This window comes from Nonomuraea spiralis (genome assembly GCF_014648435.1).
Lineage (GTDB): Bacteria > Actinomycetota > Actinomycetes > Streptosporangiales > Streptosporangiaceae > Nonomuraea > Nonomuraea spiralis.
In genome coordinates this window covers 66,940-86,604 of record NZ_BMRC01000015.1, presented here as the reverse complement: position 1 = coordinate 86,604, position 19,665 = coordinate 66,940, and the positions used below count along the sequence as shown (strand labels likewise).

The window sequence follows — 19,665 nt, the reverse complement described above, 5'->3', positions numbered from 1 at the left end:
CGGCTACTCCATCCAGATGAAGACCGGTCGGGTGGTCACGGGCACGAAGTCGGCCAGCGCTCCCCTCAGCCTGGCGACGGTCTCAGCGGCCTGGTGAGCGTCGACGGCGGGAGGCGGTGTGAGGTACACGCCGATGGTGTCGTCGGCGATGCGGTCGGCGTTGGCCCGCCCGTTGTCGTACAGGTAGGTCTGGAAGTCGGCGAAGCTGCCGCACAGGGCGAGTTTGGCCTTCGCCGTGGTGTCGACGGTGGTCGTGCCGGCGTAGCGGTGGTCCAGGGTGCGGGTCGCGGCGTAGACGGAGCTGGAGCGTTCCACGCTCTGGTTGGAGCGGTAGAGCAGCAGCGTGCCGCCGGCGCCGAGGTCCACCGGCAGGGGCGCGCGCCGCGTCGCCGGGCTCGACCCGACCTGCTCGGCCTCGCCCCAGCCGGTGGTCAGGGTGTTGTGGCTGATCGACCAGCCGCCGTAGCGGGTCGTGCTCCAGAAGAGCTCGACGCCTCCCCCGATCGCCCGCGCGGCGGGTTGACGATCATGGTAGTGGCCGCTCTTGGGCAGGTCGTACACCGGTGACCAGTCGCCGGTGGACAGGGCGAGGCTGCGGTACGCCACGCTCGACCAGGTCTGCTCGGCCGCGCCGGTGTCCCGGAACGTCCAGAACAACCACAGCCGATCGTCGGTCATGAGCGCGAAGAGATCGTCCAGGCCGTGCCCGGCGGGCAGGGAGCCCGGCTCGGAAAGCTCCCATTCCGCGCCGTCGTGCCTGTTGAACCGGATGGCGTCCTGCTCCAGCCAGAACAACCACACGCCGCCGGCCGCGTCGCTCACCGCCGCCGGGCGGCAGCGGTCCGTCTCCTGGTCCATGAACGTCTGCGGCGGCGACCATTTGTCATCGTCACGCGTGCTGAACGACAGGTACCGGAGGCGGTGGACCGGGTCGTAACCCTCCCAGAACAACCACAACCTCGCACGCTGCCGGGCGACGGCCGGGTGCTGGTCCAGGCCGTTCCGGTCCACGACCGGCGCGCTCGCCTCCCACTGTCCGTCGCGCAGGCGCTTGGCCCACAGATCCCAGCCATGCCGGCGGTACGTGTGGTAGAAGATCAGCAACGAGCCGTCGGGCTCGCGCACCGCCGCCGGGCGGCCGTCGTAGACGAAGTTGACCGACGTCAGCGCGGGCTCCAGCCACTGGCCCGCGCCGTCCCGGCGCAGCGACCACAGGTTCAACCGCTCCGGCTGGTTGGTGCGGGCCACGTTGTGGGTGAACTCCTTGGTACGCCCCGTCCACGTGCTCACCCGGGCCACCGTGGCGTCGAGCGCCGCGATGGTGCCGATCGTCCGGTAGAGGTGGGCGGCCTGGCGGACCTCGTTGCGCTGGGTGGCCACCGGCGCGCTGCGGTCGGTCGGCCACCCGATCCACTGCGCCAGCAGCGGGAGCAGGACTCCGTCCACCCTTCGCAGGTCCTTCGACGACAGCAGGGAGGTGGTGAGGCTGTAGAGCCGGTCCAGCTCGCTGCCCGGCAGGTCGAGGAAGCGTCGCAGGTAACCGTGCTCGGCGTCGTAGCGGTGGTAGAGGGCGGGCAGCAGGTCGTACATCTGCTGGGCGAAGCCGTACCGGGACAGGGCCATCGCGGAGATCCGGTTGCCCGGGTCCACCTCGTACGCGCCGGGGTCTCCGTCGAAGGGGAACAACGTGTAGTAGTAGACGGTCTCGCCGTGCAGGCCGGTGTCGGTGACGGCGGTGAGACCCAGCCCCTCGGCCACGACTTTCCCGTCGGAAGGGCTCGCCGGATGGGTGTCGCGGCGGCGTACGACCCGTACTCTCGTCAGGCGATCCGGCGCCGGTGTGCGCCAGGCCAGATCGATGCGGTTGCCGCTGGAGTGCGGGGTGGCGGTGAGGTCGAGCAGCCGCATCGTCAGGGCCTTTCCCGCTCGGCGGTCTCGACGTTGATCCCGGTGGCGTAGGCGGGATCGGAGGGGATGACCGGAATCTCGTTGGGGCCCAGTTCGATCTTGCCGAAGGACTCGATCGTGTCGGTCGCCTTGCCGCCCGGCGCCCGCGGGTCGCCGCGCCTGAACTCGGCGATGCTGACGTAGAGCACTCCGGCGGTGTTCTGGATCTCCTCGTAGAACCTGCTGAGGTAGAGCGGCTGGGCGAAGTCGACGTGCTCGAAGGCCAGCAGATCGGCGGCGGCCCGGCGTACCCGTTCGAGCACCTCCGCGTCGGCGTACGAGCTCTCGACGCCGATCTTCGCGCTCACGTAGATGGGGACGTAGTCGACGTCGACCACCTCGACGATCTGGTTGATCATGCGCTTGTCCTCGAGGTACCCGAGCAGCCCTTCCTCCAGTACGTCACTGACCTTGCCGCCGCCCTCGGGCGCCACGCACAGCGTGACCCGGTTCCAGCCGGTCGGCACGGCTCGTACCTTGGCCACGCCCTTGAACCGCAGCGCGAGCGCCTTGTAGTCGCCGACGGTCACGGCGCGCCCCAGCGAACGGAAGACGGCGGGGGCGTGACGGACCGCGTGCTCGATGTCCTCGCGTTCCGCGCCTCCCCCGGCGGGCTCCGGATTGCTGATCTTCGCTCCCAGTCCGTCCAGCTGTGGCGCCGCGACGATGGTGTCGATCTCGCCGACGGCCACGTTGCCCACGAGGCCGCCCCCGACGCGATAGGTGGCCAGCACGGCCGCGCCGGCGGGCGGGACCCGGCCGAGCAGGCCGTCACCGAACAGCACGGTGGCCCGGTCCTCGGCGTCGATCTCCACGACGTAGTCATGTTGGTCGGCCTGGCTGAAGGCCAGGGTGTCGCGCGCGGTCCACTGCTCCGTGCTGCCGCCCAGCCTCGTCTGGATCAGCAGGTCCCCCGCCGCCTGGGGGCGCCTGATCAGCCTCGGGTGGGCCAGGGGGAAAAGCTGGTTCGCCGTGCCGTCGGAGGTGCCGAGGTGCTCCTCCGAGATGAGCCGGCCCTCTTCGACCGGGACGCCGACGAACACCTTGCGCAGAGTGTGCCGGTCCGGCCGGATGGCCCCGAAGTCGATGGTCAGCGGCGCTTGGCGGGTGTACTCGAAGCGCAGGCTGGGCCGGTCGCCGCGGCTACGGGTGGCGAAGGCGTCGCCCCTGGAGAGCGTGACCGTGTCCTCGACCGTCCCCGGCACGCTGACGCTGAGCACCGCCGCCGCCGGAGCGCCGGTGCCCAGTTCGTAGCCGATCAGGCGCAGGTGGTCGATGACGCTGCGCCGGGTACGCGCGGTGCTCAGGAAACTCTCGTTGGCCACCCGGTCCTGGTAGTAGCTGAGGATGTCGCCCATGTGGGCGAACAGTTCCAGCAGCACGTTGCCGAGGTCGGCCTCGTCGGCGAAGTCCTTCCACTGCTGCAGCCGGTCCGGGACGAGGGCGCGCATGGACAGCAGGAGGGACTCGTAGTCCCGTGCCAGATAATCGACGGCGGGCCTGCCGCCCACCTGCCTGATGGTGGCCATGTACGCCTACCTGTCCCTCCAGATCAGCTGAAGTGGACCTGGACGGCTCGCCGGCTCAGATCTTTGCGGCGAACGTAGTCGATTTCCACACGCAGCATCTCCTCCTGCCCCTGCACGTCCACCGCCGACACCACCAGCTCGTCACCCAGCCAGCGGGTGAGGGCCTGGCCGATGGTGAACTCCACAGCGGCCGCCGTGATCGGGTTGTTGTGATCGAAGACGAGGTTGAACAGACCACAGCCGAACTCCGGCTGATTTACCCGCTCCCCCGGCGCGGTGAACAGCACTTGTACGATCTTTGTCCGCAGGTCGGCATCGTCATCGAACCTTGGCGCGAGGCTGCCGAGAGGTAGGCTCACGTCTTCCTCCCGCCGGCCGTCAGTCCGTACACGTGAGGTAGGCCTGGCCGCGGGCGCTCACCTTCGACCCCGCTGGAGCGCCGATCCCGCTGCACGTGTCGATCAGGTCGCCGTCCAGCAGGACCTTGGCACCGTCGACGGTCAGCAGGGCACTGCCGGCAGCCGCGTTGGGCACCCCGATGCCCAGCGGGGCGTCGCTGATGGTGAGCGAGGCCGGGACGGGCTGCGGCGCCGGCGGCACGAACCCGGTGCCCTGCGGTCCCGCGTGCTTGCCCGCCGGGGCGGTTTGCCCCGGGTCCAGCGTGCTGCGGCTGGTGACCAGGGCTATGGGCACGTCGTCGACGGTGACGAAGTCGCTGACCTGGTCGGTGATCGTGCCGACGTAGTCGAAGGCGCCGACGCCGACGTACGGGACGGTGGGCGGCGGCGGGGCCGGATTGGTCGCCTGCCCCTGCACGTTGTGCTGGTCGGTGCCGCGCACCGGATCGCCCTTGACGACGACGAGCCTGGCCATCGGCTCAACCCCGCACCAGGGCGAGGGCGGAACAGATGATCTTCACCGGCATGCCCGCGGCGTTGATGGTGAGGGGGGTCTTCGCGATGAGATTCATCTCGGTGCGGGTCAGTTCGACCGCGTTGCCCGTCGCGTCGGTGATCTTTATGCCGTCGTTGTCCATCGTGACCGTGTGGCCCTGGCCGCCCTCACGCAGGATGACCGACTCCTTGCCGTCGGCGTCCTCGAACTCGAGTGTGTGTCCCTTGACCGTACGGACGATCTTCTTGGTCGGCCGCGGTCCCACCGTGGCCGGTTCGGGCATGTCGCCCATGTTCCAGTAGACGCCGACCCAGATGGGGAACTCGAGGTCGCCTTCCTCGAACTCCACCCACACGTGGGCCTGCCGCTCCGGTACGAACACCAGGCCCTGGTCGGCCGCTCCGCCGTAGGGCAGGCAGGGCGTCGCCCAGCCGGTGACGACGTCCGGGCCGAGCACGCTGGGCACCTTGACTTTGAGGCGGCCGATCCCTGCCGGGTCCTCGTTGTCCGCCACGATGCCCCGATATTTGCCGTAGAAACGACGCTCGGCCTGTTCCACCAGGCCCGCCACGACGTTCTCGATTTCCGTTTCCGTCATTTTGTCCCCCCGATCAGGGCGGCCATGGCGCCACCCGTCGTGAACTGTTCTCTGCCGGTGAGTTTCAGGCCGTTGCGCCTGACCTTGAATGCCTGCACGTAGCCGTCACCCGTGAAGCTGTGCGTGACGTGCGAGACGTAATAGACACCGCTGTGGGCCTCACCGATGCCCTTGATCGTCACGGTCCCCCGCGGGAGGAGTACGGTCCCGTAGCGGTTGGCCATGACCTCGCCCTCTCCCGTTATGAACCATTCCGCCTCGTCCTGCAGGCTCTGGCACAGTGCCGTCATCTCCTGCAGGCCGGTGGTCACCACGTGCCCGACGCGGAGCACGCCGGGCCGGTCGGTGACGCGTCTGGCGCCCAGCGCCGGCAGGTGGCCGGGCTGGGCCCTGGCCTCCAGGATGTCGCCGTTGAAACGGTCGAGCTGGGTCATGCTCACCCCGGTGGGAGCGAGCGCCTGAGCCTGGAGTCTCAAGGTGCTGAGGTTGGTCTCCGGTCCGAAGTGCGCGGCCAGCACCGGCTGCGGGGACGCGTCGGTCGCCGGCGGGCCGAAATGGCCCACGTCACCGTCCACGTAGCAGTCGAACCCGTTGCGCGAGGCCAGCCGCCGGAGCAGGCGGATGTCGCTCTCCCGCTGGACGATGGTCGAGACCTCCTCCTCATGGACCACGTCGGTGCCGGTGACCCGGGGAGTGAGCCCGTACTGGCCGAACACCTCGGTGGCGATGTCGCTGTCGCGCTTGTTGGGCCAGGCTCGGAGCCGGTCGTCGCGGTCCATGAGCACGCTCGCGTCCATCCCCCACACCTCCAGGCGGCATTCGTTCAGCTGGGCCCCGAACGAGGGACGCAGGTGAGTGATGTAGCCGGAGATCAGCCGCCGCGCGTCGTCCTCCAGGCCGGCGGTGATGACGACCTTGCGCCACAGCGCGAGGCGGTCGTCGTCCAGATGGGGCCAGGTGCCGTCAGGACGCGGCGGCAGCGCCACCGTCAGGCGGAACATGGCCGCCAGCCGGTCGTCCAGCTCGACCTCCAGGCTGATCAGGTCCTGGTAGAGCTCCTCGATCTCCGCGCCGTCGAATTCGACGCGCAGGCTGTCGTGTTTCATCGGCCCCCGCAGGAGGACGCCGGGCGACGGCTCATGGGCTACCGCCCGCCCGCTGCCGGATCGGCCGCCGCCGGGATCAGGATGGACGCGCCGATCCTGGTCCGTTCGGCGGGGATCCCGACCGTGAACCCGGCCGAACGGATGACCTCGGCGATCCCTTCGGCGCCGACATCCAGCCGGTTGTGCCTGACGAGCAGGGCCGTGTTCCGGGGAGGTCCGAGCTCGTCGATCACTTTGACGTCCGCCACGCCCACGGTGTCCGCGAGCAGTCGCAGCGTTCGCCCCCAGGGCGGCCCGGTACCCGGCTCGGAGACCGGGAAGCAGGTCGTGACCAGTGGTTCCCCGCCCAGCAGGGCGAGCGGGGACAGGTAGTCGGGATTGGCGTCGCAGATGCGCCAGTAGTGCAGCGACTGACCGTAGTAGGTGAAGGCGAGCCGGTCGAGCCGATCGCCCGCCTTGATCACGTGGGTGAGCACGGCGGGAGCCTCGGGCAGCGGCCGCAGTCCTGCCGCGACCGCCGTCTGTCCCCGCGCGTCCGACACCACCTCGTCGGGGACCGCGCGGTAGCGCGACATGTTGCTGAACATCGGCTCACCCCGGGATGACGACGTGCTGGAGGTCGGTGAGGTTGGCCAGGTTGAGCACGGACATCGCCTCCGTCATGGCCTTCGTGTACGTGTAGGGCACGTTCTTGCCCTCGATCACGGTCATGCTGATGGCCACCGTGGCTCTGATCGGGTTGAGGTCGGTGCTGAACTCGGTCTCGGTGATGTTCATGTAGTTGATGTTCACCGGCAGGATCCGTTTGCGACCGAAGATGAACAGGAGCAGCGGCGGATTGGCCGACCGGGTGAAGCTGAACCCCTGCGCCGCCTTACCGAGCAGCAACTCGGCGGCGCCCGCGAGCAGGCTCTCCTCCTTCGGCTGCACCATCAGCTCCAACGTCGCGAGCTGCGGCGCGATACCGAACTGCTCTGTGATGGCGTCGCGCTCGTCGAGCCTGTCCGTGGCGTCCAGCCGCAGGTCGAAGCCGATCGTCTGCTCCTCCACCGTGACCACCTGCTCCTTCTGCAGGGCCAGGAGGTCGGAGTTCTGCCGGTGGAACTCCCGCTGGGTGTCCGCGGTCGTCCCCTTCGGGAGGGTGTAGCCGAGCGACCTGTTGCGGGTGAGCTGCTCCGGGTTGAACTGGAACGCCACGAAAAGCGGCGGGAGGCTCAGCCCGAACTCCACGAGGGCGCCGCGCAGGATCTTCGGCTTGCCAGGAAATCCGTCACTCATCGCTCGTCCCCCGGCCAGAGTTTTCCGATCTTCTCGAACTCCGTGCGGGCGCCCAGGAGGATGTGCCGCCGTTCGATGCCGCCGCCGTCGGCGGCGGCCAGGAAAGCGGCGTTGAGCACCACGTTGGCGATGTTCCCGCCGCTCAGCGGGAACCGCCGGGCCAGCTCGTCGAAATCGACGTCCGGCGCCACGGGGGCATGCGGCGGGAACGACGTGCGCCAGATCCGCGACCTGGAGTCGACCTCGGGAAACGGGAACTCCACGATGAACCGCAGGCGCCGGGTGAACGCCTCGTCGAGATTCTGCCGCAGGTTGGTGGCCAGGATGACCATTCCCTCGTGGTCGTCCAGCTTCTGCAGCAGGTAGCCGGTCTCGATGTTGGCGTACCTGTCATGGGCGTCCGACACCTGCGTACGCTTGCCGAACAGGGCGTCCGCCTCGTCGAAGAAGAGGATCGCGTGGGCCGCCCAGGCTTCGTGGAACACGCGTGCCAGGTTCTTCTCGGTCTCGCCGACGTACTTGCTGACCACGCCTGACAGGTCCACCTTGTACAGGTCCAGGTCGAGATCGTGCGCGAGGACCTCGGCGGCCATCGTCTTGCCGGTGCCGGGTGGTCCGCTGAACAGCACGGTCAGCCCTCCGCCCCGGCGGAACCCCCACTCGCGATGCACCCGGAAGTCGTGTCTGACCTGGTCGCCGATGGCACGCAGCTGATTCGCCCGATCCTCCGGCAGCACCAGGTCCCGCCAGCCACGCGCGGGGTCGATCCGTACGGCCAGACCGTCGAGCCTGCCCCCCAGGTGACCCCGGCAGGCGGCGGCCACGTCGGCGAGGGCGAGCGGCCGGTCGTCCGGCTCCATGAGCCGCTGGTTGTCGGCCAGGGCGAGCGCGGCCCCGATGCGTCGCGGCGGCAGCCGGAATCTGGAGACCAGTTGCTCCGCCCACTCCCGCGCCTCCCCGGTGTGCGCGCCCAGGTGTTCCCGCCAGGCGAGCACGGCTCGCCGCGGGTCGGGCGCCGGCATGGCGAGCGAGTGGAACAGCGCACCGGGGAAGTCACCGCCGTCCCACGCATGTTCGCCGGTGAGGAAGGTCAGCCGGCCGAAGTCGGCCACGGCCTCCCTGAGCTCGGCCAGGAGAGCGGGCGGCAGCGTATCGGCGGCCGGAAGGTGGATCGCCGCCTGATGCAGAACCCCTTCCCGCAGGCAGGTCCGCAGCAGCCCGCCGGTGTCCAGCGCACCGGCGTCCGCGCTGAGCAGCGGGATCTCCAGATGCCGGCACACCTCGGCGGCCAGGTCGAGCTTGCCCGAGCCCGCCGGCCCATGCAGGTGGAAGACGATGGGACGGCCCTCGCCCGACCAGTGGTGCTTGATCAGGCGCAGGACGCCGTCCGCGAGCTCATGGCCGACGTCCTGTCCGTCGTGCTGCCGCAGCTTGCCCACCAAGGAGGCGTCGAGCTCGTTCAGGCCCATGAGGAAGTGGCAGATCCTCGGGTCCACCTTCAGGAACTGGGCCAGCCCCGAGGATCCCGACGGGCTGGCGGGGTCGGCCACCGCTTGCAGGATGCCGGTGCGCAGCAGCGGCGCGTTCTCGGAGAAGCAGCTTCGGACGGCCCACCTGCGATGTTCGGACGGGCACAGCAGATGCAGGATCAGGTCCACGCTCGGCCGTCGGCGGGTGATGTCGTCCTGCAGATGGGCGTACAGGCGGTCGTACTTGCGGCGCAGCTCGGGCGCCAGGCAGATCACCACGATCCGCGTCTCCAAGGCCGACAACCCGAACAGGCTGCTCAGGGTGGGCAGCGCCAGCCACACTCCCTCGGCGAGGCTGCGTTCCACCCTGGCCACGATGTGCCCGTCCAGCGGCCCGTCGCCGGCCGACGCCTCCGCGTCCGGCCGGCTCAGCAGTCCGTCGATCTCGCTGCGGGCGGCGGCGTCCGGCTCCGGGCGCCCGGCCTCCAGCCGGGCGCGGATGAGCCGGTCCAGGTGATCGAGCTCGTCGGCCAAGTGCTCGAAGTTGTCGGCGTACGGGCGTGTCATGGTGCCGCCTCGTACAGGAACGTGCGGCGGAACATGCCCGAGATCTCGACACGGACCTCGTACAGGCCGGCAGCGAGACCCGGCGGCAGCGGGCACGTGAAGGTGTCGCCGGTCAACGGCCCTCCCGCCGCCAGGGGGATCCCCCCGAACCAGATGCTGACCTGCCACCCGCCCAGGTGCGTGCCCGTGAAGGCCAGCTCCGTGCCGGCGCCGGTCATCTCCGTGATCACAGGCGGCTTGAACGAGACCCTGGGCTCAGGGACCCCGACCCGGCGGACCCGCTTCGGCACGGGATGCGAGCCATCCGGCGAACGATCGATCTGCACGGTGGAGACCCGGTACGGCACCGACAGGCGGAACGGCTGCGAGAAGGCACTCCACAGGTTGGTCAGCTCCTCCCAGCCGGATTCGTCGCTGACGATGTTCAGGCGCTCCCGCGCGGCATGCAGTCCGGATTCCAGATAGCGGGTGGGAATCGTCGCGTGCTCGGAGAAGATGCGCATGGCTTCGCCGAGCAGCTGCTGCGCGGTGACGTTGCCCATCTGATCGTCGTTGGGGGCGTAGGAGGTCAACACGTAGAACAGGGTCAGCGAGAGCGGCGGCGGTACGATGCCGTCTCCCTGCGCGGTCCAGTCCTGGTTCTTGAGGAACGGGTTCTCGACGAGCTTGTACAGGAACAGGTTCAGGCGCCGGTCGGGGCCCTGCTCGTCGGGGGCGAGGATGGTGACCTTGGGGGCCGGACAGAGACGGAACTCCTCCAGCAGCAGCTTGCGGAGGGAGGCGCTGACCATGCCGATGGCCGTGGAGTCGCTCATCGAAGGATCCCCACGTGAAGCCGGCCCACGTACCTCCGCTCCCAGAACGCGATCGTGCCCCTTGCGGACGCCGACCCGGCTCCCCGTCCGGGGAGCGTACGAGGTGGGCCGGCCGGCCTGGCGTCGGCGCGCTGCTGCGGGTCGGGAGACGGGTTGTGGGTCGGAACGGACACGGTGGCGGCGGGCATCCTCACGGCGGCAGGTTCAGACCTGTTGGGCGGGGCGGGCGGCGCCTGCGTTGCCGCTGCCACGGACGCCCTTACGCCTTCCCATGGGACCCTGCCGGTGATCGCGACCCGCTCCCTGAGGGCCGGCGTCGGGCCGGCGGTCTCATCCGCACGTGTCGGCCGGCGCCGGCCGGGGACCACCAGGACGGTCCGCCCTGCTGCGGCAGAGTCGGCCGACACCGGCGACACCCCCGCACCGGCTCCGGAACGGTCCGGCACAGCGTCGCTCGCGAGCCCGCCCGGCCTGTCATGGGAAACCCACCCGGCCTCGACGTCGGACACCCCGACCGGCCCGGCCGCTGACGCCGACTCGCCCGATCGGTCCGCTTGCCTCCCGCCTTCGTACGTCAGGACAGGCCCGCCAGGAACAACCTCCGGCACCACCCCAGCAGAACCGGCCGCCTGCGAACCCGGCGAACGAGAGCTCGAATGATCCCCAGCGGCCGGCGCCGACGGCACCCCCGCACCGGGGCCGGAACGGTCCGGCACGGCATCGCTCGCGAGCCCGCCCGGCCTGTGAGGGGAAACCCGCCCGGCCGCGACGGCGGACACCCCGACCGGCCCGGCCGGTGACACCGACTCGCCCGATCGGTCCGCTTGCCTCCCGCCTTCGTACGTCAGGACAACGGCCACGGGCGGTGAGGCATCCTCCGGCACTGTCCCGCCAGGGCCTCCCACCCGCTGCTGACCCGACGGACCGGCGGTCGATCCCGGACGGTCCGCAGCCGCACCGCCGACCAGCGCCGATGGCATCCCCTCGTCGGCGACATCGGACCCCCCGACCGGCCCGGCCTGTCCCGTCCGCCCGTCATGCACAGGGACGGACCTGAGGGTAGCCGCGTGCGGTGAGGCGACCTCCGGCACCGACCCGGTGGTGCCGGAGGGCAGGTGTGCCGGCTGCTGACCCGGCGAACGGACGGACGATCCCGGGTGATCCCCGGCGGTGCCCGCCATCAGCGCCGATGGAGACCCCGCACAAGTCCCAGAAGCGTCCGGCACGACATGACTCACCGGCCCAGCCGGCGTGATGCTGAGAACCGGTTCGTCCCGGGATTCGGAAGCCGAGGCGTCCGTGAGAGCGGGCGTCGAAACATGCTCGTACGATCCGCTTGTCCGGCCTTCCCGCATGGTGGGGGTGCCGGCCGGCTGGGGTTCCGGAGCAGGCGCGGCCGGGTGTGGTCCGGCGGAGATCGCCGGGACGGGGACGGGGCGTTCCACAGGTCTGCCGGCATGCTCATCGGCGGGTCTCGGCAGCGGCGCTTCACCGGTGATCGCGAGCCCGGCGGAGGGAGGCTCGATCGTTCCCATGCCAGAGGGCACAGGGCGGGGAAGGGCGGCTTGCCAGGACAGTGGGGAACGTCCCGCGGACACGGAGAAGGGGGGTCGCTGAGGAGCGGCGGCCGGACGGCGCCCCGGCAGCGGCCGTAGATAGGTGAAGGTGAGGCCGGGAGTGGCGCGCGCGAAGGTGACCCGCACCCCGGCGTGCTCGGGCTGACCGAGCAGCAGCCGGACGGTGGCACGATGCGGGAAACGCCGTGCCCCACCGGTCAGCGTGTCCCGCAGGTATCTCTCAGGCGCCACCGTTCAGCACCTCGATCGTCTCGGAGAGCACGTCGATGTAGGTGCGCCTTCGCTCACGCGTCATCTCCATGATCTCCCGCTCGCTCCAGTGGTAGTGGTAGGCGAGGTAGTGCACCTCGTGATAGAGCTGCTCCCCCTCGATACGCAGGTCGCCGAGGAAGAAGCGCTGGACGTCGAACGGCGCGAGGAAGGTCCGCCGGCACTCCGCGCACTCGGCCTGCATGGTCTGCTCCACCCGGGGCGCCAGTTCCGCCATCCGTGCCTCGATCGCGGCCCGGTCCGCCGCGGGGAGCGCCGACACCCGCGCCCGGTCCGGCGGTCCGTCGGTGCCCAGCCGCAGCAGGCAGCGGGCGAGAAGCCGGGTCGTCGCCTCGGCCTCGTCGTGCGCCAGCAGCTCCGCCAGCTCCTCCTGGTCCCCGCCGTTCGGCAGCCGGAACGTCACCTCCGTTCCGCCGAGCCACAGGGTGTACGTCGCGGCCTGCTCCCGAGCCTCCTCCACCGGCACCTGGTCCAGGGAGAACGTGAGGGACACCCGCCGGCCGCAGTCGGGCCACGGGCAGACGAGGTCCGCTCTGACCAGGTCGCCGAAGGTGCCCCGGCGCAGCTGGAGCAGCAGGTAGTGCCGGTCGGCCACCAGCAGTTCCCGGGCGATCGCCGGTGTCACCGGGCCGAGGCCGCCCAGCCGCCGCACGCAACGGCTGAGCACCTCGGTCACCAGCCTGGCGCTCTGCCCCGGCCTGGAGAGCAGTTCCTCCTCGTGCCCGGTCAGCGCCGTCAGCTCGAAGTCGCGGTGCAGGCGTCCGCCGGCGTCCCAGTAACCTCCCGGAAGGAGGTCCACGTCAGGTCTCCTTGGGCTCGGCCACGGCGGTGTCCCGCACCCAGCCTTCGTTCTCCAGCTTGATGGTGGAGATCATCACGGCGCTTGTGCTCGCGTCCAGCTGCGGCAGCGCCTGGTACTCCGAGACCCAGCAGCGGAACACGTTGTAGGCGAGGACCTTCGCCCCCTGATGGTTGTAGATCTCGATGGTGATGTCCTTGCGGAAGGTCGCCAGCGACATCGCCGGATCACCCTGGAAATTGTTGACCTTGTTCGCCCAGTCCTCGAAGGCCGTGTCGTGCGTGACCCCGGATTCCAGGGTGATCGCGTCGTACTTGGACTTGCCCGGGATCTGCCGCGGCCCGCTGGCGTCGCCCGCCTCGTGCCAAGTGGTGACCTCTGTCGTACGTTTCAGCGCGCTGCATTTGTTGAGCGCGGCCACGTACTGGCCGTCCCATTTGATTTTGAATTTGTAACCGAGGTAAGGATCGAACCGCGTGGAGTTGACGGTAAACCTAGCCATGTGCCCACCTTCTACCGGTGCCGGGTCCTATACCGACGCCATTCCCGCCTTCTGGCTGATCTTCACGATGACGAATTCCGCCGGCTTCAGCGGCGCGAAACCGACCAGCACGTTGACCACGCCGGCGTCGATGTCGGCCTGCGTGGTCGTCTCCCCGTCACACTTGACGAAGAAGCCCTCGGAGAGGGTGGCGCCCTGAAAGGCGCCCTGCCGGAAGAGAGTGGTCATGAAGGAGCCGATGCTGAGCCGGAGTTGTGACCACAACGGCTCGTCGTTGGGCTCGAACACCGCCCATTGGATGCCGTTGTAGATGCTGACCCGCAGCATGATCGCGGTGCGCCGCACCGGCACGTAGCGCCAGGAGGAGTCCGAGGTGACCGTACGCGCGCCGAAGGCGACCACGCCGGTGCCCGGGAATCGGCGGATGACGTTCACTCCGATGGGGTTCAGGGTGCCGTGCTGGACGTCGTTGAGCTCGACGCCGAGGCCGACGACCCCGTTGAGCCCGGCATCGGTCCCGGCGGGAGCCCGCCACACCCCGCGCGCGGCGTCGACGCGGGCGTAGAGTCCCGCGACGTAACCGGTGGGCGGCAGCAGGATCGGCTCGCGTGACCTTCCGGCCGGGTCCAGCGCCTTGACCCACGGGAAGTACAGCGCTCCGTAGGAATTGACGCCGGTCAGGCTGTTGCGGAAGTCAGCGGCCTTCTCCGCGTCGAGAGTCGCCTGGTCGGTCTCGCCGAGGAAGAAGACGTCCTGCAGCGGCCGGTTGGCGCAGTAGCCCATTCCCGCGCTGACCATCGTGGTACTGGCCTCGCCCGGCACGGCGAGCAGGCTGAAATCCGTGACGGAGTCGAGCTGGCCGAACGCGGTGATGAAACTCTGCTCGGCGGGCTTCGTACCGTCAAAGCCCGGTGTTGCCGCCAGAACCGTGTCGTCCTCTGCCGCGTCGCCCACCTGTACCACAGCCGCTGTGACCGGCCTGCGTATCGCAATGCCGTTCTCGGACCTGCCTTTGTTGCCTGGGCCGAGTTTGAGGTTGGTGGTGGCCGACGCTTCCTTGGCGGGCTGAACACGTACCGACGAAGTGGCCGAGGTCGTGCCTGAGATGAGGACGAGCTCCCCGTCCTCACCGACCTTGCACTCGAAATCGGTGAAGGCTTCGACCGGCGTGCTGTTCCTTCGCCTGGTGCGGTACAGGAAACCCACGGCCTGCTGGAGCTTCTCGGCCACGGCGGCCGCGTCGGTGAGCTCGGCGACGTCGTCGGGGAGCTGCACCAGCTGGAAACCGTCGTTGTCGATGTCGATCTCGAAGTTGCGGTCGGTCTTCAGCGGGAGGTTCGGCTTGCCGCCACCGCGGTGCCTTCCCCGCTGCACGTCCGCCTCGCCAGCTGTCACCTCGGCGCCGATGAGTGCCGAGTCCCTGTTCAGCACAGTGGTCACGTAGTTGGGGGCGTCGGGGTCGACGCTGAGGTTGTCGAACGTCTCCAACGGCGCCTGGTCGTTGGCGTCCTCGAGAATCAGGGCGGGGTCGGCCTGGCGGCGGACGGTCACCTTGAACTCGTTGCCCGGGTCCAGATTGCCGTCCTCGATCTGCAGGAGCAGCGAGTTGCCCCAGACGCCCTTGCTCTTGGCCCAGAACCGCACACCCGACGTGCCGGCGTCCTGCTGGATCGAAGACGTGCCCTTGTGGGCGGCGGACTCGTCCTGCTGGTCGGCGGACGCGGTCTGGGCTGTGAGGCGCGAGCCGGAGCTCGGAGCAGCCCTGTTGCGCAGGGTGACGTCGGCTGCGACGGCGTCGCCGGGGACGACTCGCACGATGTAACACTGGCGGCCACCGTTGTTGAAGTACTGGAGCACGCTGTGCGCCAGAAATCCGTCGCTGAGAAAAGTGCCGTAGCGACGCTGGAACTCCATCCAGCTGGTGACACGGGTGGCCTCGGCCGGGCCCATCTCGGCCAGCCCGACGAAGGCCGCGGTCGAGGTGCCGGCGACCTCGAGAGGCCGGACTCCGCTGGGTGTCTCCTGCAGATATACACCTGGATAGGACGGGGTCGGCATCATCGCCTCCTGTCGTCGCCGCATGGCACGGCTTGGAATCGTCTCAACGCCGAGAAGCCTCGACCGTCGAGCCTGTCGATGCCTGTCGATCCGGATGTTGTCGGTGACTGCGACGATCAGTGGCCGACCGGCGTCTGGCACCACAGCGCTCCATTGATGACGGGCATCACACGCCAGCTTGGCCTGAGGGGACCACCGCGTCGCCGCGAGGAAGAAGTTGCCTGGTCGCAGTGTCGAGCATGCTCATTCGGGCGCGCGACCGTCAACAAACGCGCCGGAGATGAAGTGCCCCGTTTTCGTCATCATCTGACCAGGTCATGATGTATGTCGGTGTCTTCTGGCCGCGGGCTTCGATCTCCCCGGCGCGGGTCTGTCGGCGCGAGACCTGCCTACTCGGACGGAGAGGGAACGGTGTCACGGAAATCGATCCCCGCAGCACGGAAGCCCGCAACTCTGTTCCGTACGTCGGGGGGGGAGACTGTCTCGCCCTTGCTGTGATAGATCCAGTCCACCTGCAGCCGGTAGGTCCGCGGGTTCGAGCCGCCGTCCAGGTCCGCGAACCACTGATTGAACTGGATGCGCATGAGCTGCTCCGGATAGTAGATGCCGCCGTGGTCGGCGAAGAGGCGGCCATCCACGTAGTACCTCATGCGTCCGTCGGAGACCTGGATCACCAAGTCGTGCCAACCGGCGAAGCTTGCCCGTTCTGTGGTTTGGGTTCTCACCGCGTCCCACGGTTCGGCCTGGTAGGTCTCCCAGCTCGTGGCGTACAGTCTCGTGTCCTGCGCCCCCCATCCGCCGTTCGGCAGGTACTCGAAATCCAGTTCGCTGTAGTCGGGGTCCTTGTCCTTCCGGAGCGGGGTGATGGTGAAGAAGGCCTGCACCACGTGCCCGCCGTCAGGGCCGCTCACGGGGGTGTCGCCGAAGCGCACCCTGGAGGCGTACGTGCCCTCGCGAAAGCGTTGACGCGTGGTGAAGAGGGCAGCCTGCACGGTGCCGGCGGCGGTCCCGTCCGTGACGGAGTCGAGCGTCAGCAGCCCGTCGGGGAAGCTGACGGCCGACGGCGACCAGCTCACGCCTGGCACGCCGGGTCCGCCGCGGCCGGAGCGGACGGTCCAGCCGCGCATGGCGAGCAGCGGATCCGATGCGCCGGAGTAGGAGAAGTCGTCGAAGAGAACCCCGGTCGAGTCCGCTGCCATGGGTCCTGGTCCAGAGTTGGTGTGGAGGCACCAGGCGGGGCTGACGGCGGCGGCGAGCAACCCGAAACGGAGCATCTGACCGACACCCATCAATCCCCCGATTGTCGCCGGACGTAGTCAGTACACTCCGTAATGTTATCAATTGTCCGTGGAGCCGCCGGGGCCTCCAACGCATACGTCAGAACAGCCGGTCACGGCGGATCCTCAAGGTCGAGGACGGACGCCACCGCTGATCCTTCTCACGTCGTGGCGTCAGGTCGCTGCTGCGCGGGCGTGGTGGACAGCAGGGGCGTGACGGTGGGGACGCGGAGGCGGGCGGCGGGCGGCGGAGGAATTGACGGGGATGCGGCGCTGTTTGTCGCCCCTGCCGATGACGATGTCCGGGACGTGCTGGCCGGTCGGCTCCCGGTGACCGCCGAACGGGGCCAGGGCCACGGCGCGCTGGTGGTCGTCGGTGCTGAGCAGGCCGAGCTTCCAGGCTTCCTTGAGCACGCCGCGTAGTGCGGCCAGGTGTTTGTTCCGGTAGGCGGGTGACCAGTCCATCTGGTCGATCTGCTCGCGGATCCAGGCGGTCGGCCAGCGCAGTGTGGTGGTCATGTCCAGGGGCGAGCCGCCGTCCTGGGCCCGAGGACGTCTGGGCCCTCAGGCGTGGCGTGTGAATCACATCAATAGCGGATCTGAAGATGTCGCGCCTAGCGTCGCCCAAAACGTTGCAGCTTCGGGCGAGAGGACATGAAATGCGACTACACGCGAAAATCGCGATGGCGGCCGGCGGGCTGGCGTTGCTCGGCACGAGCCTCCTGGTGACGGCTCCGGCGCAGGCGCAGGGCAACCCGGCGTGCTACGCCAAGAGCGGACACCTGTACTGCGGGAACAAGGCCGGGGTGAGCCTATGGCGCTACCCGCGCTACAGCGACGTCACCAAGGATGTCGTGGACAGGCTGAAGTCGAACCCCAGCTACTTCCAGTGCTATGTCTCCGGGCAGAAGCACGGAGGCGGGAACAGCATCTGGTACAAGACGTACGGCGACGTCAACGGGCGCAGCGGCTACCTCGCGGCGGAGAACATCTTTACCTGGAAGGACCCGTTCCCGGGCGTCAGCCACTGTTAGTGCCGCGTTCAACATCATGTGCAGAATCGCCTCTGACCAGGAGCTCCGGCCAGGAGCGATCCCGCATGGCAGGCGCCATCGGATCGTGACGCCCGCACCTTGTCGTCCTGGCACCGCCGGCTGGTCATCTCCGCGCCGAGTCGCATGGTGAAAAGCGGCACCCTGAGCCCTTGGGGTCCACGGCGGTCAGGACGATCACACCTTCATCGAAGCTTCATCGGAGGCGAAGCCGTCGACTCACTGGTAGTCCGGCCTGAACCAGCGGGCTTTGTAGATCTTGGCACCCGGCAGGGTGCGGGACGCGGTGCCGCCGAAGAACTCCACGGTGTCGGTGCACCAGGACGCGCCGCAGCCGCTCTTCGGCCGGGTCCTGAGAATCTGCCCGGTGCCCTGCTGATCACCAACCGATTTGACGAGCCGTACGTTCACCTTGTCGGCGTTCGCGTACTCGGTGGTGAAGGTGCTCGTCGATTTCACGTACTGGTAGACGGCGTCGTTCGTAGTGATCCACAGCCGGCCCTTGTCACCGAAGACCGGGGCCATGTCGTGGCCGCCCTTCTTGCCGGGAAGCGCGACCCGCTGGGTCTCGGTCAGGGTCGGCTGTGCGGGCGTGCCGCCGACCTTGAGAGCCACCAGATCGTTGTCGCCGAGCGCCCACAGAAGCTCAGCCGCCGGATCCCAGAGCACACCATGACCGCCGGGCAGTTTGAACTCCGCGTACTTCTTCGAAGTCGAGCTCTGGGAAGCCGTGTAGACCCGCACCCAGCTCCCCTTGGTGGCCGCGGCGGCGACATTCCCGTCGGGAAGCAGCTCGACGGCGTGGGGCAGGATCCCGTCGCCGCCCGTGTCCACGGCCCACAGGCGCTGGCCCGACGGGTAGGACGCCACGCCGATGAACCCGCCGTCGTTCACCGCGAGGACCGACTTGCCTCCGCTCTGGCGGGGTCCGCCGTAGCGGAGCCGGGCGTCCGCGATCGCCCCCGAGCACAACGTGCAGTCATCGAGCTCGGCCTCGGGGAATCCGTTCTTCGCGGACGGCTTCCACTTCCACTTCAGCGCCCCGGGATCCTTTGCCGGGTCCCACGACGTGTTTCGAGAGTCCAGCACCACGACCTGGTGGGCCTTCCCGTCGCCCATGACCACCCAGCCATAGGCATCCCCGCCGCTCACGGCCTGCGCCGGAACGGTCATGCCGAGGGTGGTGACCAGGGCCGCGCCCGTCGTCGCGGACAACCACTTGCCGTGTCTCAATGAGACTCCTTCATTGCGTACGCGAACCGCATCCGCTCACAGACGCGTGAGGGCTTCGAACTCGATGCGGTGGATTTCGTTGATGCCGGAAACTAGAAGGGCCGGCTTTCGAATCGCTATCGATCCGATTCATCCGGGCCAGGTCTGCCCAGCTCTCCGATCATCCGCACGCTCGCTCCACCCGCCCCTGATGGGCCGGATCTCATCTCCCCCGGAGGGATCACATCGGTGGTCAGCCGAATGGACGTCACGGCAGTGGCGGAACCCTCCCGGCCTCGGCCATCTTGCCGTACTGCTGCCGGGCCCAGAGGCTCACCGGCTGCGCCCACACCGCCGTGCCGTACGCGCAGATGCCCGCCCATCCCTGGACGCCCGCGTGGACGCTCTCGTAACGCATGCCGATGATCGCGTTGGCGCCCAGTTGCCGAGCCTTGTGGATCATCAGTCCGGTCGCCTGCTGCCTGATCAAGTCGAGCTCGCCGGGTATGTCGGGCGGGCGGCCGAGTTCGCTGAGCACGTTCGACCAGTCCTGGATGGTGTTGGGGGCGCCCGCGACCAGCCCGGTCACGTGGTCGTAGACCGCCTGGATCTCATAACCCGGCAGGCTCTCAATGGTCACGATCAGCATCGTTGTCCGCCATCCCGATCTCTAAGTGCCTGTTAGCAGACGGTTTGGGTGGGGTCGCGCGTCGAC

18 protein-coding genes are annotated in these 19,665 nt (G+C 68.8%); 1 reads left to right on the top strand and 17 read right to left on the bottom strand.

The genetic code is table 11. The features are described from left to right. Positions 1-3: 3 nt before the first annotated feature. The 15 genes from IEZ27_RS32450 to IEZ27_RS32380 form a co-directional block, all read right to left on the bottom strand. Entirely contained in the window at positions 4-1,908 is a 1,905-nt protein-coding gene (locus tag IEZ27_RS32450; RefSeq protein ID WP_189650731.1) for a phage tail protein, read from the bottom strand. A gap of 2 nt (positions 1,909-1,910) precedes the next feature. Continuing rightward, positions 1,911-3,476, bottom strand: a complete 1,566-nt coding sequence (locus tag IEZ27_RS32445) for a baseplate J/gp47 family protein (protein WP_189650730.1) — start codon at positions 3,474-3,476, stop codon at positions 1,911-1,913. A gap of 23 nt (positions 3,477-3,499) precedes the next feature. Continuing rightward, complete coding sequence (locus tag IEZ27_RS32440) at positions 3,500-3,835, bottom strand: GPW/gp25 family protein (protein ID WP_125644790.1); 336 nt, start codon at positions 3,833-3,835, stop codon at positions 3,500-3,502. A 19-nt stretch (positions 3,836-3,854) separates the two neighbouring features. Further along, positions 3,855-4,349: a hypothetical protein gene (locus IEZ27_RS32435; RefSeq protein WP_189650729.1), complete on the bottom strand. Its 495-nt coding sequence runs from the start codon at positions 4,347-4,349 to the stop codon at positions 3,855-3,857. Positions 4,350-4,353: 4 nt separating this feature from the next. Then, positions 4,354-4,968, bottom strand: a complete 615-nt coding sequence (locus IEZ27_RS32430) for a phage baseplate assembly protein V (RefSeq protein ID WP_189650728.1) — start codon at positions 4,966-4,968, stop codon at positions 4,354-4,356. After that, positions 4,965-6,074 (bottom strand): phage late control D family protein, encoded by a 1,110-nt coding sequence (locus IEZ27_RS32425; RefSeq protein WP_189650727.1) that lies wholly within the window; start codon positions 6,072-6,074, stop codon positions 4,965-4,967. The genes IEZ27_RS32430 and IEZ27_RS32425 overlap by 4 nt, the downstream gene beginning before the upstream one ends. A 38-nt stretch (positions 6,075-6,112) precedes the next feature. Continuing rightward, complete coding sequence (locus IEZ27_RS32420; protein WP_189650726.1) at positions 6,113-6,661, bottom strand: hypothetical protein; 549 nt, start codon at positions 6,659-6,661, stop codon at positions 6,113-6,115. 4 nt (positions 6,662-6,665) lie between these two features. Beyond that, complete coding sequence (locus IEZ27_RS32415; protein WP_189650725.1) at positions 6,666-7,352, bottom strand: hypothetical protein; 687 nt, start codon at positions 7,350-7,352, stop codon at positions 6,666-6,668. After that, positions 7,349-9,388, bottom strand: a complete 2,040-nt coding sequence (locus tag IEZ27_RS32410) for an ATP-binding protein (protein ID WP_189650724.1) — start codon at positions 9,386-9,388, stop codon at positions 7,349-7,351. Before IEZ27_RS32410 ends, IEZ27_RS32415 begins: the two co-directional genes overlap by 4 nt. Continuing rightward, a complete protein-coding gene (locus IEZ27_RS32405) occupies positions 9,385-10,203 on the bottom strand; it encodes a DUF4255 domain-containing protein (protein WP_189650723.1) in 819 nt (272 codons plus the stop codon). Before IEZ27_RS32405 ends, IEZ27_RS32410 begins: the two co-directional genes overlap by 4 nt. Positions 10,204-12,000: 1,797 nt before the next feature. After that, a complete protein-coding gene (locus IEZ27_RS32400) occupies positions 12,001-12,849 on the bottom strand; it encodes a T4 family baseplate hub assembly chaperone (protein WP_189650722.1) in 849 nt (282 codons plus the stop codon). Between the two features lies 1 nt (position 12,850). After that, entirely contained in the window at positions 12,851-13,351 is a 501-nt protein-coding gene (locus IEZ27_RS32395) for a phage tail protein (RefSeq protein ID WP_189650721.1), read from the bottom strand. 27 nt (positions 13,352-13,378) lie between these two features. Then, entirely contained in the window at positions 13,379-15,550 is a 2,172-nt protein-coding gene (locus IEZ27_RS32390) for a phage tail sheath family protein (RefSeq protein WP_189650720.1), read from the bottom strand. Between the two features lie 248 nt (positions 15,551-15,798). Further along, positions 15,799-16,608 (bottom strand): glycoside hydrolase family 16 protein, encoded by an 810-nt coding sequence (locus tag IEZ27_RS32385; RefSeq protein ID WP_229824549.1) that lies wholly within the window; start codon positions 16,606-16,608, stop codon positions 15,799-15,801. A gap of 252 nt (positions 16,609-16,860) precedes the next feature. Continuing rightward, positions 16,861-17,205, bottom strand: a complete 345-nt coding sequence (locus IEZ27_RS32380; protein ID WP_189650719.1) for a hypothetical protein — start codon at positions 17,203-17,205, stop codon at positions 16,861-16,863. Between the two features lie 140 nt (positions 17,206-17,345). On the opposite strand from IEZ27_RS32380, the gene IEZ27_RS32375 reads away from it, so the two are divergent. Next, complete coding sequence (locus IEZ27_RS32375) at positions 17,346-17,720, top strand: hypothetical protein (RefSeq protein WP_189650718.1); 375 nt, start codon at positions 17,346-17,348, stop codon at positions 17,718-17,720. 237 nt (positions 17,721-17,957) lie between these two features. On the opposite strand, the gene IEZ27_RS32370 is transcribed toward IEZ27_RS32375, so the two are convergent. Then, positions 17,958-18,971: a DUF6528 family protein gene (locus IEZ27_RS32370; RefSeq protein WP_189650717.1), complete on the bottom strand. Its 1,014-nt coding sequence runs from the start codon at positions 18,969-18,971 to the stop codon at positions 17,958-17,960. Between the two features lie 247 nt (positions 18,972-19,218). Further along, positions 19,219-19,590 carry a YbjQ family protein gene (locus IEZ27_RS32365; RefSeq protein WP_189650716.1) on the bottom strand — a complete coding sequence of 124 codons (372 nt, stop codon included), beginning with the start codon at positions 19,588-19,590 and terminating at the stop codon, positions 19,219-19,221. Positions 19,591-19,665 lie beyond the last annotated feature (75 nt).